At 62.7% G+C, this 14,708-nt stretch carries 17 protein-coding genes; 12 read left to right on the top strand and 5 right to left on the bottom strand.

The genetic code is table 11. The features are described from left to right. Positions 1-92 precede the first annotated feature (92 nt). On the top strand, positions 93-1,118 hold the full coding sequence (gene dusA / locus T8A63_RS12030; protein WP_322343938.1) for a tRNA dihydrouridine(20/20a) synthase DusA: 1,026 nt from the start codon (positions 93-95) through the stop codon (positions 1,116-1,118). Between the two features lie 2 nt (positions 1,119-1,120). Here the strand turns inward: dusA and T8A63_RS12025 are convergent, their stop codons facing one another. Further along, the gene (locus tag T8A63_RS12025) at positions 1,121-2,308 is read right to left on the bottom strand and encodes a multidrug effflux MFS transporter (protein WP_322343937.1); all 1,188 of its coding nucleotides are present in this window, start codon (positions 2,306-2,308) and stop codon (positions 1,121-1,123) included. 183 nt (positions 2,309-2,491) lie between these two features. On the opposite strand from T8A63_RS12025, the gene T8A63_RS12020 reads away from it, so the two are divergent. Then, positions 2,492-3,313, top strand: a complete 822-nt coding sequence (locus tag T8A63_RS12020; RefSeq protein ID WP_322343936.1) for a sulfite exporter TauE/SafE family protein — start codon at positions 2,492-2,494, stop codon at positions 3,311-3,313. 151 nt (positions 3,314-3,464) lie between these two features. Further along, positions 3,465-3,719, top strand: a complete 255-nt coding sequence (locus T8A63_RS12015) for a hypothetical protein (RefSeq protein WP_067621842.1) — start codon at positions 3,465-3,467, stop codon at positions 3,717-3,719. A gap of 7 nt (positions 3,720-3,726) precedes the next feature. Here T8A63_RS12015 and T8A63_RS12010 read toward each other — a convergent pair whose 3' ends face one another. The 3 genes from T8A63_RS12010 to ccmI are packed head-to-tail and all read right to left on the bottom strand — an operon-like array spanning position 3,727 to position 5,658. Then, complete coding sequence (locus T8A63_RS12010) at positions 3,727-3,966, bottom strand: DUF1289 domain-containing protein (RefSeq protein WP_322343935.1); 240 nt, start codon at positions 3,964-3,966, stop codon at positions 3,727-3,729. Beyond that, positions 3,959-4,432: a Holliday junction resolvase RuvX gene (ruvX, locus tag T8A63_RS12005; protein WP_120350743.1), complete on the bottom strand. Its 474-nt coding sequence runs from the start codon at positions 4,430-4,432 to the stop codon at positions 3,959-3,961. Before ruvX ends, T8A63_RS12010 begins: the two co-directional genes overlap by 8 nt. After that, entirely contained in the window at positions 4,429-5,658 is a 1,230-nt protein-coding gene (gene ccmI / locus T8A63_RS12000; RefSeq protein ID WP_322343934.1) for a c-type cytochrome biogenesis protein CcmI, read from the bottom strand. Before ccmI ends, ruvX begins: the two co-directional genes overlap by 4 nt. Before the next feature lie 196 nt (positions 5,659-5,854). Here ccmI and T8A63_RS11995 point away from each other — a divergent pair, with 196 nt between their 5' ends. From T8A63_RS11995 to rarD, 9 genes are all read left to right on the top strand, one after another. After that, on the top strand, positions 5,855-7,099 hold the full coding sequence (locus tag T8A63_RS11995; protein WP_120350745.1) for a sarcosine oxidase subunit beta family protein: 1,245 nt from the start codon (positions 5,855-5,857) through the stop codon (positions 7,097-7,099). 103 nt (positions 7,100-7,202) lie between these two features. Next, positions 7,203-7,493 carry a hypothetical protein gene (locus T8A63_RS11990; protein ID WP_067630669.1) on the top strand — a complete coding sequence of 97 codons (291 nt, stop codon included), beginning with the start codon at positions 7,203-7,205 and terminating at the stop codon, positions 7,491-7,493. A 111-nt stretch (positions 7,494-7,604) separates the two neighbouring features. Next, positions 7,605-7,934: a sarcosine oxidase subunit delta gene (locus tag T8A63_RS11985; protein ID WP_322343933.1), complete on the top strand. Its 330-nt coding sequence runs from the start codon at positions 7,605-7,607 to the stop codon at positions 7,932-7,934. 63 nt (positions 7,935-7,997) lie between these two features. Then, a complete protein-coding gene (locus T8A63_RS11980; RefSeq protein ID WP_322343932.1) occupies positions 7,998-11,015 on the top strand; it encodes a sarcosine oxidase subunit alpha family protein in 3,018 nt (1,005 codons plus the stop codon). Next, positions 11,008-11,586, top strand: coding sequence for a sarcosine oxidase subunit gamma (locus tag T8A63_RS11975; RefSeq protein ID WP_067630677.1), 579 nt, complete (start codon positions 11,008-11,010; stop codon positions 11,584-11,586). Before T8A63_RS11980 ends, T8A63_RS11975 begins: the two co-directional genes overlap by 8 nt. Before the next feature lie 122 nt (positions 11,587-11,708). Then, positions 11,709-12,308 carry a superoxide dismutase gene (locus T8A63_RS11970; RefSeq protein WP_259949156.1) on the top strand — a complete coding sequence of 200 codons (600 nt, stop codon included), beginning with the start codon at positions 11,709-11,711 and terminating at the stop codon, positions 12,306-12,308. 259 nt (positions 12,309-12,567) lie between these two features. Beyond that, positions 12,568-12,777, top strand: coding sequence for a hypothetical protein (locus T8A63_RS11965; RefSeq protein WP_322343931.1), 210 nt, complete (start codon positions 12,568-12,570; stop codon positions 12,775-12,777). Continuing rightward, the gene (locus T8A63_RS11960; protein WP_067942325.1) at positions 12,774-13,229 is read left to right on the top strand and encodes a host attachment family protein; all 456 of its coding nucleotides are present in this window, start codon (positions 12,774-12,776) and stop codon (positions 13,227-13,229) included. The genes T8A63_RS11965 and T8A63_RS11960 overlap by 4 nt, the downstream gene beginning before the upstream one ends. 66 nt (positions 13,230-13,295) lie before the next feature. Further along, complete coding sequence (gene rarD, locus T8A63_RS11955) at positions 13,296-14,216, top strand: EamA family transporter RarD (RefSeq protein ID WP_322343930.1); 921 nt, start codon at positions 13,296-13,298, stop codon at positions 14,214-14,216. On the opposite strand, the gene T8A63_RS11950 is transcribed toward rarD, so the two are convergent. Beyond that, positions 14,153-14,701 (bottom strand): TIGR00730 family Rossman fold protein, encoded by a 549-nt coding sequence (locus T8A63_RS11950; RefSeq protein ID WP_067630692.1) that lies wholly within the window; start codon positions 14,699-14,701, stop codon positions 14,153-14,155. The genes rarD and T8A63_RS11950 overlap by 64 nt on opposite strands. Positions 14,702-14,708: the final 7 nt, after the last annotated feature.

The following is a 14,708-nucleotide window of genomic DNA, read 5'->3' as shown; positions in this document are numbered from 1 at the left end:
TGACGCGCGGGGAGGGCTGCGGCACAAGAACATCTTGCGCCGCCCCCGCAAAGCCGTGCAGAAGGCCGTGAATTAACGACGGAGCCACCCGCATGCGCGATCAGAAATTCACCCACGCCGAGGTTTACCGCGCAGCGCGTCTGTCGGTGGCACCTATGATGGACTGGACCGACCGCCACTGCCGCTACCTCCACCGGCTGCTGAGCCGTGAGACGCTCCTCTATACCGAGATGGTCACCGCCCCTGCGCTGGTGCGGGGCGGGGCGTTGCATCTGCTGGATCACGATCCTTCGGAACATCCCGTGGCGCTACAACTTGGCGGGTCGGACCCCGCAGAGCTGGCACAGGCGGCACGGTTGGGGGCTGACGCTGGCTATGATGAGATTAACCTCAATTGCGGCTGCCCGTCTGACCGGGTGCAATCAGGTGCCTTTGGCGCGGTCTTGATGCAGCAGCCGGGGCTGGTGGCGGACTGCGTGGATGCCATGCGCGCGGCCTGCGATGTCGAGGTGACCGTGAAATGCCGTATCGGCGTGGACGATCAGAACCCTGAGGAAATCTTGCCCGAGTTCCTTGCGCGTATTGTGGCGGCGGGCTGCACCCGTGTCACGATCCATGCGCGCAAGGCGTGGTTGCAGGGGCTGAGCCCCAAGGAAAACCGCGATATTCCACCGTTGGACTATGATCTCGTGCATCAGATGAAGGGGCTGTTTCCGAACCTGCATATTTCGGTCAATGGTGGGGTCACATCGCTCGATCAGGCCGAAGCTTTTCTGGATGCCGGGTTAGATGGCGTCATGGTGGGGCGCAGCGCCTATCATGCGCCGACCGACATCCTCGCCAGCGCTGATCGGCGCATCTACGGGCGGGGTGCTGACAGCAGTGCAGAGGCCGCGGTGCAGGGGATGTTGCCCTATATCGAGGCGCATCTGGCCAGCGGCGGACGTCTGGGGCAGATCACCCGGCATATGCTGGGGCTTTTTGCCGGGCGGCCCGGCGCGCGGCAGTGGCGGCGTATCCTATCGGAAGGGGCGCATAAGCCCGGCGCGGGGCCGGAACTGGTCGAAGCGGCCTTGGCCGAGGTCGCCGCGGCGCAGGAAATCGCCGCGGCGGGGTAGGTTTAAACCGTGGGCTCTGCCATCGGGCGGGGCCGCAGCAGCGCCAGCGTGAGCAGGGCGGCCACCAGTCCGCAGGCCGCGATCGCCCCCAGCATCGGTGTGACAGAACCGTCAAAGAACGGCCCGGCCAGCGCAATGGAGAGGCCACCCGCCACCATCTGCAATGTGCCGCCCAGCGAAGAGGCGAGACCAGCGATATCGCCGTGATCGTCCAGCGCCACGACCATGACCGTCGGCACCACGACGCCAAGGCAGGCATTGGCGCAAAACAGCCCCGCCATCACCAGATAGAGGCCCGGATCGGTGACCAACGCGGTGACAAAGATCGCGGCGGAAAAGAAGACAAAGCCCGCCACACCGCGCCGCACAAGGCTGCGCATGCCCCAGCGTTCGCCCAGCCACCCCGCCAGTTGCGAGGCCGAGAAGAAGCCGACCGCGTTGACCGCAAAGGCCAGCGAAAACCCCGTCGGCCCCAGCCCGTATTGCCCGGTGTAGACAAAGGGCGCAAAGGCGATGAAGACAAAGAATGACCCCATGGCAAAGCCGCCGATAAAGGTCAGCCCCATGAAGATCGGATCGCTCAGCAGCACTTTCGCCCCACGCCAAAGGTTGCGCGGGTTGATCCGCACGCGGCGTTTGACGGGCAGCGTCTCGGGCTGAGCGAAGGCGGTGAGTGCCAGAGCGGCAATGGCCAAGACAGCCAAGGTCATGAAAATCGCGCGCCAATCGGCCAGCGCCATCACTGCGCTGCCCGCCAGAGGGGCCAGCATCGGCGAGATCGAGATCACCAGCATCAACATCGCCATCAACCGCGTGGCCTGCGTGCCGGTATATTGGTCGCGGATGATCGCACGCGGCACCACCATCAGCACCGCACCGCCAAGCCCTTGCAGCGCGCGCCAGCCCGTCAGCGCCGCCATCGTCGGCGCGAAGGCGGCCCCGAATGATGCGATGAGGAACAGCACCAGCCCCACCATGATCGGCAGCTTGCGCCCCGCCTGATCGGCCCATGGGCCATAGAAAAGCTGACCCAGCCCGAAGGCGATGAAATAGGCGGTGATGGTCGCCTGAACCGCCGTCTCTGACGCGCCATAGCTGGCGGCGATGGCGGGCATGGCGGGAAGATACATGTCGATGGCGAAGGGGCCGACCAGCCCCAGCAACCCGAGAATGAGCGCTGAACGTAGCACGTGATGTCCTTTCGGATGGGATGGCCAGGGCCAAATGGGCAAGGCGGCAAGCGCAGACCGATGTCTGGGGCCGACTTTCGCGCGCAACCTAACTCCGCTTAGGGGAAGTGCAACCCCGCGTTATCGCCTTGAACCCCGGGCGCGAAACGTCTTGATAGGCGCAACGACAGCCGGGAGGTGCACATGCCAGAGTTGAATGATCTTTTGCCGATGCTGGTACTTATCGCTTTGATCGGAGGTTTTGCCGGTGTTCTGACAGGGCTGCTGGGCGTCGGCGGGGGGATTGTCTTGGTCCCCGCGTTTTTCTATGCGCTGCAATCGCTCGGCTATGACGGGCCACAGCTGATGCAGATTTGCCTTGCGACATCACTGGCGACGATCATCGTCACCTCTGCGCGTTCGGTCCATGCACATAATAAAAAGGGCGCGGTCGATTGGGAAATCCTGCGCACGTGGGCGCCGGGGATCATGGTGGGGGCCATCTTGGGCGTGCTGCTGGTGGCGCAATTGCGCACCCAGACGCTTCAGGCGATCTTTGGCGGGCTGGCGCTGATTGTGGGGCTCTACCTAGGGTTCGGGCGCAGCGATTGGCGCTTGGGAGAGACCATGCCGCGTGGCATCAAACGTGCGATCCTGTCGCCGATGGTCGGGTTTCTGTCGGTGCTGATGGGGATCGGTGGCGGCAGCTTTGGCGTGCCGCTGATGACGCTCCATGGTCGGCCCATTCACCGGGCCGTGGCCACAGCGGCGGGCTTTGGGCTTTTGATCGCCGTGCCCTCGGTGATTGCCTTTCTCTTCGTTGATATCGCGCAAAGCCGCCCGCCCTTGACCATCGGCGCGGTTAATCTAGGTGCCTTCGGGATTGTCGTGACAATGACGCTCATCACCGCGCCTTGGGGCGTGCGGCTGGCCCATGCGATGGACCCCAAGCCGCTCAGACGGGTCTTTGCCGGGTTTCTGGTGCTGGTGGCGCTAAATATGTTGAGAAAAGCACTTTGGGGCTGAGGCGACCCGTTTTTGACCTTAAACCTGCCGGAATGTGATGGTTTCTGCCCAATTTCGGACAATGTTCATCAAATTGCCGCAATCTCGACACAAACAACTGGCTTACTGCCTTAACAAACGCAGAATCATCCGAACCAAGGGACGTGACGAGATGCGCCGAAGCGGGACCAAAGCGATCATCCTCAAAGGGCAGGGCAGTGACCTCGCCTATTGGAAACCTGCGCGCCGTGGCCGTCGGGCATTTCGCTTTGACGGGATGTTCACCCGCGAAACCAGCCTGACATTTGCCCGTGCCTCGGTGCCCGCGGCCAATTACAACGCGACCCCGATGGGCCTCCACGACGCCACGGATGGCGAAGCGGCTCTTATTTTCCTGAACCAGATCGTCCAGCGCCGCGGCGCCTAAGGCGGCGCTAGTCGCGCCGCCGCGCCAGTTTTGCCGCGCGGCCCCCGCGCCGTTTTGCGTGGACGCTTTCACGTTGGGGCAATTCCGCCATGATGGCGCGGCGCTCCTCCGGGCTCATCGCTGACCAGCGGCCAATCTCATCAATCGAACGCAAACAGCCCGTGCAGAGCCGGCTTTCGGGATGCACCACGCAGATGTTGATGCAGGGGCTTTCGACCTCATTGCGCTGCCAGAGCTTCTTAGTCACGGCGCATCACCTGCAAACGGTCCAGCAGCCCCTGAAGGATATAGCCCGCGGCCACATGGTCGATCACCTCGGCGCGGCGTTTGCGGGTGGTGTCGGCCTCTAGCAATGCGCGTTCGGCGGCCACGGTCGACAGCCGCTCGTCCCAATAGGTGATGGGCAGCGGGGTGAGCCGGTCGAAGTTGCGTGCGAAAGCGCGGGTCGATTGGCAGCGCGGCCCTTCTGAGCCGTCCATATTACGCGGCAATCCCAAGACCAGCCCGCCGATACGGCGCTCGGCGATGATCTCGGCCAGACGCGCGGCATCCACGCCGAATTTCTTGCGCCGCACGGTTTCCAGCGGGGTGGCGACGGATTGGAAGCTGTCACTCACCGCGACGCCGATGGTCTTTTCGCCCAGATCAAGCCCGATCAGCGCCTGCATCGGGGGCAGGGCGGCGATGAAATCTGCCGTGTCGTCGTAAATCATCCTGCCACTCCTGCACGTTCTCCGGCGCTGCGGATCATGTCCAGCGCCGCATTATCGCCTGAAAAGACCTCAAGCGCGTTGTCATAGACCGCGCGGGCCTGATCGGTGTCGCCCAAAACGCCAAGCGATGTGATCAGCCGCGCCCAGTCCTGCGGCGGGCCTCCTTCGCTGGCAAGACGATCCGAAAGCCCGGCCACCATCCCGCCGATCATCTCCATCCGGTCGTCTGCGCTCATCTCCGAGGCGGCTTCGATGTCTTCGGCGGATGGCCCCCGCGCAGGGGCGCCGGTGCCGATCTGCGGCATCTCGTAATTCACCCCGGCAAGGCTGGCGACCTGCGAAATCTGCGCGCGGATCGGCTCGATCCATGCCGCCTCCGCAGGCCCGCGCCGCAACAGCGCGTCCCAAATGCGGAAACCGACATCCGGCCGCCCGGTCTGCACCATCATCAGGCCAAGGTAATAGCGTGCGCGGCCATCCTGCTCATCGCGGTTGAGCACTTCCCGCAGGGCGGTTTCCGCCTCGGGAGAGACATAGCCCCCCGCCGCGAGAACCAAAAGTTCGGCGTAATCCGCGATGTCCTTCGCGGTCCGGTTCGCGCCTTTGAGACGCAGCACATTGCCCTGCGCCTCGGCAGCGGCGGCGAAATTGCCGATACGGGCTTCGTTCTGGGCAAGCAGGGTCTGACCTTGCAGATCTTCGGGGCGCTCTTTGACCGTGGCGCGGAGCTGTTGGATCAGCGCGAGGTAGTCGGCGCTCAGCCCTTCGGTGCTGGGGCTGGCGGGCAGGCTTTCCACCGCGCTTTGCTGGCTGGGGCGGTTGCGGCGCATATCTTCGGCAAAGGCGATGCGGTCAGCAAGCGCCAGATCACCATAGCCGGGTTGGCCCAGATGCCAGTACAGCGCCAGTGACCCGGCACCCAAAGCGATAATCCCCCCGATCAGCACGAGCGGCGCGGGCCGCGACGTGCTTTGCACACGAGTGTCGCGCCCAGCATCGGCGGCGAGGATCCGGCGCGAGATCTCGGTTCGGATCCGGACGGCATCGGTCTCAGACACCACACCGCGGGCGAGGTCACGCTCCACCTCGTCCAATTGGTCGCGGTAGACCTTGAGATCATAATCCGCCTGTGCGGGGAGGGGCGTATCCGCACCGCGCCACGCGGCCCGCGCTAGAAAACCGCCCACGACAAGCGCCATCGCGCCAGAGAGAAACCAGAATATCATGGCCTCTACCTAACCTTTGCCCGGCCCCAACAAAAGACCGCAATTGCTGCGCCCCCTGCGGCATTTTTCACCAATTGCACCACATGTCGCAAAACCGCGTCCAAATGCCGTGGTGGTCATTTCGAATATCTGCTCCTAGGCTCAGAAAAGACCTCAGCCGCCCGCGCGGCCCGAATCCTTGCCGGGAAGTGACGTGATGAAGAAATACTCCGTTTTCGCAGTGGCCCGAGAGGCGATGCGCCATCATACGGGCTGGACCCGCGCGTGGCGCGATGCTCAGCCCAAGAAACGCTATGATGTGATCATCGTCGGCGCAGGCGGGCATGGGCTGGCCACGGCCTATTATCTGGGCAAGAATTTCGGCATCACCAATGTAGCGGTGCTTGAAAAGGGATGGCTCGGCGGCGGCAACACCGGGCGCAACACTACGATCATCCGCTCGAACTATCTCCAAGACCCTTCGGCCGCGATCTATGAAAAGGCGCGCAGTCTCTATGAGACGATGAGTCAGGATTTGAACTACAACGTCATGTTCAGCCCCCGCGGGGTGATCATGCTGGCGCAGACCGAACATGAGGTGCGCGGCTATCAGCGCACGGCGCATGCCAACGCGCTTCAGGGCGTCAGCACGGAGTTCATCGGGCCGGACCGCGTCAAACAACTTGTGCCGATCATCAACATCGACGGGCCGCGCTATCCTGTGCTCGGCGGGTTGTGGCAAGCGCGCGGCGGCACGGCGCGGCATGATGCGGTGGCTTGGGGCTATGCGCGGGCCTGCTCGGATATGGGCATGGACATCATCCAGAAATGTGAGGTCACCGGCGTGCGCCAGACGGGCGGCAAGGTCACCGGTGTCAGCACCACACGCGGCGATATTGAATGCGACAAACTGGGCATGGTCGTCGCCGGACACTCAGGGCAGTTGGCGAATATGGCGGGCTTCCGTCTGCCGATGGAAAGCGTCGCCCTGCAAGCGCTGGTCAGCGAGCCGATCAAACCCTGTATGGATGTCGTTGTGATGGCCAATACGGTGCACGGCTACATGAGCCAGTCCGACAAGGGCGAGATGGTCATCGGCGGCGGCACCGATGGCTACAATAACTACACCCAACGCGGCAGCTTCCATCATATCGAAGAGACGGTGCGCGCGCTGGTTGAGACCTTCCCGATGATCTCACGGCTCAAGATGTTGCGGCAGTGGGGCGGGATCGTGGATGTGACCGGCGACCGCTCTCCGATCCTCAGCAAGACCCCGGTGGAGGGGGTCTTTATCAACGGCGGCTGGGGCACGGGCGGGTTCAAGGCGATCCCCGGGTCGGGCTGGGGTTTTGCCGAGTTGATGGCCAAGGGGCATTCACCGCTGACCGACGCCTTTGGGCTAGAGCGGTTCGCCGAAGGCCGCTTTATCGACGAATCCGTTGCCGCCGGGGTGGCGCACTGATGTTGCGGATCGGCCACAAATCGCTGAAGCGTTGTAATGCACGGAACGAATTCGCCCGCGCTGGAGTTGCCTGTTCAGACATTGAATATAACGGAGCTGAACAATGGCAACCCCGGAAAACAACCGCACAGACCACGTCGATCACACCAACACCACCACGACCACAACCACGACTGATCGTGGCGGCAGCAGCGGCCTTGCCTTTATCGTTGGCGCGGTTGTCGTTGTCGTGGCTCTGCTGGCCTACTTCCTCTTTGCAGGTGGCGACATCGACGGTGCGAATGACGTTAACGTCAACGTCGAAGGCGCAACCGAAAGCACAGGCGAAGCCATCGAAGGCGCAGCCGAAAGCACAGCGGACGCAGTCGAAGAGACAGCCACACCGACTGAGTAAACCGACTTTGGCAGCGTCCCGCGGGACGCTGCCCTTTCACGACCGACGCCGTTCCGCGCCTTTGCGCCGGGGCGGCGTTTTGCCGTTCTCCATACGACAAGGAGCCTGCCCATGCTGATCCTCACCTGTCCTTGCTGTCATGTTACCGCCGAGGAGGCAGAGTTTCACGGCGGCGGTGAAGCGCATCTGAAACGTGTCGGCCCCAGCGGCGCGGACGACGATTTCGAGAGCTATCTGTTCATGCGCGAGAACCCGAAGGGAGTGCATCTGGAGCGGTGGCGCCATGTCTATGGCTGTGGCAAGTGGTTCCACATGGCCCGTGATACCGCCACGCTTGAAGTTTTTGGCAGCTATGCGGCCCAGACCCTCGCCCCGCCGGAACACATCCTTGAGGCGATCCGCAATCGCCATCCTGATTGGCAGTGGCACAGCGCCAACTAGCCCCGTTCGGTTCCGATCCCCGCACCGGCATCCCTCTTTCTTCAGCCCGCAAGGTTTTCCAAGATGAGCACAAGACTGGCCACAGGCGGCCGCCTGCTGAACAAAAGCAAACCGCTGAGTTTCACCTTCAACGGCAAGCAAATGCGCGGCTATGAGGGTGACACACTGGCCTCGGCTCTGCTGGCCAACGATCAGGTGTTGGTCGGGCGCTCGTTCAAGTACCACCGCCCGCGCGGCATCGTGACCTCCGGCCCCGAAGAACCCAACGGTTTGGTGGGGCTGGGCCAAGAGGGGCAGTTTGAGCCCAACGCCCGGGTTACCACGACCGAGCTTTACGAGGGGTTGGCGGCGGAAAGCCAGAACCATTGGCCGAGCCTTGAGTTCGATGTGGGCGCTCTCAACAAACACCTCAGCCGCTTTCTGCCCGCGGGGTTCTACTACAAGATGTTCATGCATCCGCGCCCGCTGTGGAAGCACCTCTACGAGCCGATCATCCGCCATTCCGCAGGCTTGGGCAAAGCGCCAAAGGCGGCGGATGCGGATTCCTATGAACACTTCCACGCCTTCTGCGACGTGCTGGTCATCGGCGGCGGGGTCGCGGGGCTGCAAGCGGCGCTGGCGGCGGGGCTGAGCGGCGCGCGGGTCATCGTGATGGAGCAATCCGGCCATTGGGGCGGGCGTGCGCCGGTCGATGGGGGCACGGTGGATGACGCACCGGTTGAGGATTGGATTGCCCAAACGCTCGACCGTCTGCGCGGCATGGAGAATGTCGACCTGCGCGACCGGACCATGGGCGCGGGTGTCTACGATCACGGCTATGTGCTGGGCTATGAGCGGATACGCGATCATGCCCCAGAAGCCTTAGGCCCCCGCCACCGGCTGTGGCGCGTTCGGGCCGGGCATGTGATCACCGCGACAGGCGCGATTGAGCGGCCTTTGAGCTTTGCGGGCAATGACGTGCCGGGCGTGATGCTGGCCTCGGCCATGCGCGACTATGTGGCGAATTACGGGGTCTCGCCGGGGGACCGCACTGTTCTGGTCACCAATAACGACAACGCCTATCTTACCGCCATTGCGCTAAAGCAGGCGGGGCTGGATGTGCCTGCCGTGCTAGATGCCCGGGTATTGCCACAAGACAGCGAATTGGTCGCAAAAACCAAGGCGCTCGGCATTCGGGTGGTCATGGGCCATGCGGTTTCCTCGGTTCAGGGGGGCAAGCGCGTGACCGGCGTGGCGGTCTGTTCGCAGGCGGGCGAAGGCGCGGTGCTGGAAGAGATCGCCTGCGACGCCGTCGCCATGTCGGGCGGCTGGTCGCCCGTGGTGCACCTGTGGTCCCATTGCGGCGGCAAGCTGACATGGGACAAGACGCATGCCTGTTTCCGCCCCGATCAGGATCATCCGCCCACCGGGGCGGATGGCCACGGTTTCGTCACGCCCGCGGGGGCTGCGGCGGGGGTCTTCGCGCTCGACGACGTGTTGCACGACGCCCATGCCGCCGCCGATGGGGTGGCCACCTCGCTCGGGTTCAAGATGCCGCGCGATTTCACCTCGCCCGAGGCCATGCGCCGCGAGGAAGCGCCGATGATGCCGGTCTGGCAAATGCCGCAGGGCGCCAGCGTCAAACTGCGCGAGAAGACCTTTCTGGATTACCAGAACGACGTGAAGGTCTCGGACGTGCGGCTAGCGGCGCAAGAGGGCTTTGTTTCTGTCGAACACGCCAAACGCTATACCACGCTCGGCATGGCGACGGATCAAGGGAAGCTGAGCAATATCAACGGGCTGGCCACGCTGGCGGGGGCGCTGGATGCGGAGATACCCAGCGTCGGCACCACCACCTTCCGCCCGCCCTATCACCCGATCTCAATGGGCGCGATTGCGGGGGCGGCGCGGGGCGATACCTTCCAGCCGATCCGCCGCACCCCGCTGCATGACTGGCACGCGGCCAATGGCGCGGTTTGGGAGCCGGTCGGCCAGTGGCGGCGGCCCTATGCCTATGTGCAAAGCGGCGAAAGCACCCATGACGCGGTGATGCGCGAGGTAACGAATACGCGGCAAAACCTCGGCCTGCTGGATGCCTCGACACTGGGCAAGCTGATCGTGCGTGGCCCGGATGCGGCGCGGTTCCTCGACATGATGTACACCAATATGATGTCGACGCTGAAGCCCGGCAAATGCCGCTATGGGTTGATGTGCAATGAAAACGGGTTCCTGATCGACGACGGCGTGGTCGCGCGGCTGGATGAGCAGACCTTCCTTTGTCACACCACCACCGGCGGGGCCGACAGCATCCACGCCCATATGGAGGAATGGCTCCAGACTGAATGGTGGGACTGGAAAGTTCATGTGGTCAACGCCACCGAACATTACGCGCAGGTGGCCGTGGTCGGCCCCAATGCGCGCAAGTGTCTGGAGAAACTCGGCGGCATGGACCTGAGCCGCGAGGCGCTTGGCTTTATGGAATGGACCGAGGGCGAGTTGGGCGGCTTCAAGGTGCGGGTCTTCCGTATCTCTTTCTCGGGCGAGCTGAGTTATGAGATCGCGGTCGAGGCCGGGCAGGGGCAGGCCTTTTGGGATGCGCTGCTGATCGCCGGGCATGACTTGGGCGTGATGCCCTATGGCACGGAATGTCTGCACATCCTGCGCGCCGAGAAGGGTTTTATCATGATCGGGGATGAGACCGACGGCACGGTGATCCCCCAAGACCTTGGCCTCAACTGGGCGATTTCGAAAAAGAAAGACGACTACCTTGGCAAACGCGCCCAGCAGCGCAGCCATATGCAGGACCCGACACGCTGGAAGTTGGTGGGCCTAGAGACCACGGATGGCAGCACCCTGCCGGATGGCGCCTACGCGCTTGGCGAAGGGGAGAATGAGAACGGGCAAAAGGTGATGCAGGGGCGCGTGACCTCGACCTATCATTCGCCGACGCTCGACCGCGGCATCGCCATGGGGCTGGTGCTGAACGGGCCGGACCGGATGGGCGAAGTGCTGATCTTCCCCGGCACCGACGGCAAAACCTACGAGGCGATGATCGTCGACCCGGTGTTTTATGATCCCAAAGGGGAGAAACAGAATGTCTGAACCCGTCACCGCGTTGAAGAACGCCCGCTACGACGCTGGTATCGCTACGATTTCCGAAGTCGCCCCCTTGGGCATGATCACCATTCGCGGCGATCTGGATGCCCCCTATGTGCGCAAGGTGACCAAAAAACTCACCGGCGTTGACCGCCCGGAGCGCGGGCAGTGCCAGTTCGAAGGCGCAGCCGGCGTGGCTTGGATGTCGCCCGACGAACTGCTGCTTTTCTGTCCGCATCCGCAGGTCCCAGAGGTGCTGGCGAGGCTGCATGCGGCCTTCGAGGATACCTACACTACGGCGGTGGATGTCTCCGGCGCGCGGGCGGTGTTTCGCGTCGACGGCCCCCATGCGCGGGAGGTGCTGGCCAAGCTGGCGCCGGTCGACCTCGCCCCCGGTCAGTTCACCCCCGGCATGTTCCGCCGCACCCGCATGGGGCAGGTGCCAGCGGCCTTTTGGCTGCGCGAAGACGGTGCTTTTGAAGTGATCTGCTTTCGATCGGTTGCGCAGTATATGTTTGACCTGCTCAGTGTCGCGGCCCAGCCTGCCAGCGAGGTCGGCCATTTCCAAACGGCATAAGTCGGGAGAAAAACTGACTATTTCGCTTGGAACGGATGCGATTTGCAGACGTTGACCTTGACGTTGGCGCTTGATCCCCATCAAGTGGCCGCAGCGAAATTCCCAAATGAGGAGGCCCAGAAATGGCTTTTGAACTTCCCGATCTCCCCTATGCCCACGACGCGCTTGCATCCAAAGGCATGTCCAAGGAAACGCTGGAATACCACCACGACAAGCACCACAACGCCTATGTGACCAACGGCAACAAGGCGATCGAAGGCACCGAGTGGGAGGGCAAGACCCTCGAAGAGATCATCAAGGGCACCTATGACCCGAACGCCGTGGCGCAGTCCGGCATTTTCAACAACATCAGCCAGCTGTGGAACCACAACCAGTTCTGGGAAATGATGAGCCCCGAAGATAACAAGCTTCCCGGCGAGCTGGAAAAAGCGATCACCGAGAGCTTTGGTTCCGTCGACAAGTTCAAGGACGAGTTCAAAGCCGCAGGCGCGGGCCAGTTCGGCTCGGGCTGGGCATGGCTGGTGAAAGATAAAGACGGCAGCCTGAAGGTCACCAAGACCGAGAACGGCGTGAACCCGCTCTGCTTTGACCAGACGGCATTGCTGGGCTGCGACGTGTGGGAACACTCCTACTACATCGACTTCCGCAACGCGCGCCCCGACTACCTGTCGAACTTCCTCGACAATCTGGTGAACTGGGACAACGTCGCCTCGCGCCTGTGATTAGGTTGCGGCGCGTTTGAGCGACGCCTGCGCTTGATGCGGGTGTTGCTCTCCCAGCCACCGCCGCCCGCGGCTGCGCCGCAGGCTGGGTGAACTGGGACAACGTCGCCTCGCGTCTGTGATGCGGTCCTCCGGCTTTTGGGCTGGCCCCAAGTGACAGACAGAACCCCGCAGCCTGCTGCGGGGTTTTTTCGTTGGAACCCAAGCCCCTTCGCGGATGTTTTTCCCCTGAGACTTCACGTCAAAAAAGGAGGACAACATGGCCGAGCGGAAACGATCCAACGACGGTACCAAGGAAACGGAAAAATTCCTCTCCGAGGCTGAGACGCCAGATCAAGGCGGCCGCGCCGGGGGCGATTTGCAAAAGGACGTTGGCACCCAAGACGCCATGCGCCGCGCCGAGAAGGGCGAAGACGGCGTGACCCGTGTCACCGGCGAAGACAAACGCAACCACGGAGAGCCTTCATGACCAAACTCAGCCAAGATACATGGGTTCTAATCGCGGATGGCGAAAAGGCCCTTTTCCTGCAAAACCACACGGACGGCAAAGACCCTTATCTTCAGGTCGTGCGCAAGGAACAGCAGGAAAATCCCCCGACGCGGGAACAAGCCGCCAACCGCCCCGGTCGGATGAGCGATGGGCCCAGCGGGCACCGCTCTGCCTTTGACGATACCGATTGGCACGAGCTGGAAAAAGAGCGCTTTGCCAAAGACTTGGCGGACATTCTTTACAAGCTTGCCCACAAGGGACGTTTCGAGCGGATCGTTCTGGTGGCGCCACCCGCCGTGCTGGGTGATCTCCGCGATGATCTTCACAAAGAGGTGCGGAACAAGGTCGTGGGCGAAATCCCCAAGACCCTGACCAACCACCCCATTGACGAGATCGAAAAGATCGTGGCCGGGGAATTGGCCCAAGCCTGACTTTTCCCTTGGCGCGGGAATTGATTGCCTTCACAAGGAAGCAGTCTACCGCGCCAAGGATTTCCAATGACCGACACCACCAAGGGTTTCGCCGCCATGATCGCGGCCTGCTGCATCTGGGGGCTGTCGTCGATCTTCTATAAATTGTTGTCGCATGTGCCCGCCGCCGAGGTGCTCGCGCATCGCACCGTATGGTCGCTGGTGTTTTTCATCATTGTCTTGACGGTACAGCGGCGTCTGCGGGCGGTATTCGACGCGATGGCGGGGCCGCGGGCCTTTGGTCTGCTCGCCTTCGCGGCGCTGGTGATCGCGACGAACTGGTATCTTTTCATCTCAGCGGTGCAGAGCGGGCAGGCGACCGAGGCCGCTTTGGGCTACTACATCTTCCCGCTGGTCTCCGTCCTGCTGGGGCGGCTGGTCTTTGGCGAGCGGCTGAGCCCTGTGCAGCTCTTCTCGGTCGGTTTGGTCACCGTGGCCGTCTCATTTCTCACCTATGGGCTGGGCACCGCGCCCTGGCTCGCCTTGGCGCTGGCAGCCTCCTTCGGGCTTTATGGGCTGGCGAAAAAGCGGTTGGCGGTGGGGCCGGTGGTCTCCGTCACGGCGGAGGTACTGCTTTTGTCGCCCCTCGCGGTGCTCGTGCTGTGGCAAACGGGTGACAATGGGGCCGGGGCCTTTGGCGTGTCGTTTCGCGATACAGCGCTTTTGATACTGTCAGGACCGATCACGGCCACGCCGCTGATCCTGTTCAGCTACGCCGCGCGGCGCCTGTCGATGGCGACGGCCGGATTGCTGAGCTACATCAACCCGACCTTGCAGTTTTTCTGCGCCGTGGTCCTGTTCCGCGAGCCTTTCACCGGCTGGCATGTGCAGGCTTTCGTTCTGATCTGGTGCGCGTTGGCGGTCTATTCCGTCAGCAGCTTCCGTCAGGACAAGGCGCGGCGCAGGGCGCTGAGAGCGGCATCGGCATCCGCCACTACGGTGACGTAATTTAATAGCGTCGCATCGGCAAAACCATGAGCCACGACATGGTTCATAAGTGACATGAAGGGATCCCAGTATCCATTTGTGTTCACAAGGAAAATCGGTTTTTCATGTAGGCCCAACTGGCGCCATGTCAGCACCTCGAAAAGCTCATCTAGTGATCCCGCGCCGCCGGGCAAAACGGCTACGGCATCGCAGTTCATGAACATCACTTTCTTCCGCTCGTGCATCGTCTCGGTCACGATGTAGCGGGTCAGATCGGTCTTGCCGACTTCCCATGCAACAAGATGCGCGGGGATCACGCCGAAGGTGTCTCCGCCAGCCGCTTGGGCGGCACGAGCGACGCTGCCCATTAGGCCGACATCGCCCGCGCCATAGACCAGCCGCAGCCCGGCTTCGGCCAGACCACGGCCCAGCGTTTCGGCGTCACGGGTAAAAGCATCGTCATCGCCGGGGCGGGAGCCGCAATAGACACAGACAGAATGTTGCATGGTAAAG

This window comes from Sulfitobacter sp. OXR-159, assembly GCF_034377145.1.
GTDB lineage: Bacteria > Pseudomonadota > Alphaproteobacteria > Rhodobacterales > Rhodobacteraceae > Sulfitobacter.
The sequence above is the reverse complement of the archived record's forward strand: the minus strand, read 5'-3'. Positions and strand labels throughout refer to the sequence as shown.

What these genes read in the sequence shown, in the direction of transcription:
- dusA (WP_322343938.1), top strand. Translation starts at nt 93, where the DNA reads ATGCGCGATCAGAAATTCACCCACGCCGAGGTTTACCGCGCAGCGCGT.
- T8A63_RS12020 (WP_322343936.1), top strand. Translation starts at nt 2,492, where the DNA reads ATGCCAGAGTTGAATGATCTTTTGCCGATGCTGGTACTTATCGCTTTG.
- T8A63_RS12015 (WP_067621842.1), top strand. Translation starts at nt 3,465, where the DNA reads ATGCGCCGAAGCGGGACCAAAGCGATCATCCTCAAAGGGCAGGGCAGT.
- ruvX (WP_120350743.1), bottom strand. Translation starts at nt 4,432, where the DNA reads ATGATTTACGACGACACGGCAGATTTCATCGCCGCCCTGCCCCCGATG.
- ccmI (WP_322343934.1), bottom strand. Translation starts at nt 5,658, where the DNA reads ATGATATTCTGGTTTCTCTCTGGCGCGATGGCGCTTGTCGTGGGCGGT.
- T8A63_RS11995 (WP_120350745.1), top strand. Translation starts at nt 5,855, where the DNA reads ATGAAGAAATACTCCGTTTTCGCAGTGGCCCGAGAGGCGATGCGCCAT.
- T8A63_RS11990 (WP_067630669.1), top strand. Translation starts at nt 7,203, where the DNA reads ATGGCAACCCCGGAAAACAACCGCACAGACCACGTCGATCACACCAAC.
- T8A63_RS11985 (WP_322343933.1), top strand. Translation starts at nt 7,605, where the DNA reads ATGCTGATCCTCACCTGTCCTTGCTGTCATGTTACCGCCGAGGAGGCA.
- T8A63_RS11980 (WP_322343932.1), top strand. Translation starts at nt 7,998, where the DNA reads ATGAGCACAAGACTGGCCACAGGCGGCCGCCTGCTGAACAAAAGCAAA.
- T8A63_RS11975 (WP_067630677.1), top strand. Translation starts at nt 11,008, where the DNA reads ATGTCTGAACCCGTCACCGCGTTGAAGAACGCCCGCTACGACGCTGGT.
- T8A63_RS11970 (WP_259949156.1), top strand. Translation starts at nt 11,709, where the DNA reads ATGGCTTTTGAACTTCCCGATCTCCCCTATGCCCACGACGCGCTTGCA.
- T8A63_RS11965 (WP_322343931.1), top strand. Translation starts at nt 12,568, where the DNA reads ATGGCCGAGCGGAAACGATCCAACGACGGTACCAAGGAAACGGAAAAA.
- T8A63_RS11960 (WP_067942325.1), top strand. Translation starts at nt 12,774, where the DNA reads ATGACCAAACTCAGCCAAGATACATGGGTTCTAATCGCGGATGGCGAA.
- rarD (WP_322343930.1), top strand. Translation starts at nt 13,296, where the DNA reads ATGACCGACACCACCAAGGGTTTCGCCGCCATGATCGCGGCCTGCTGC.
- T8A63_RS11950 (WP_067630692.1), bottom strand. Translation starts at nt 14,701, where the DNA reads ATGCAACATTCTGTCTGTGTCTATTGCGGCTCCCGCCCCGGCGATGAC.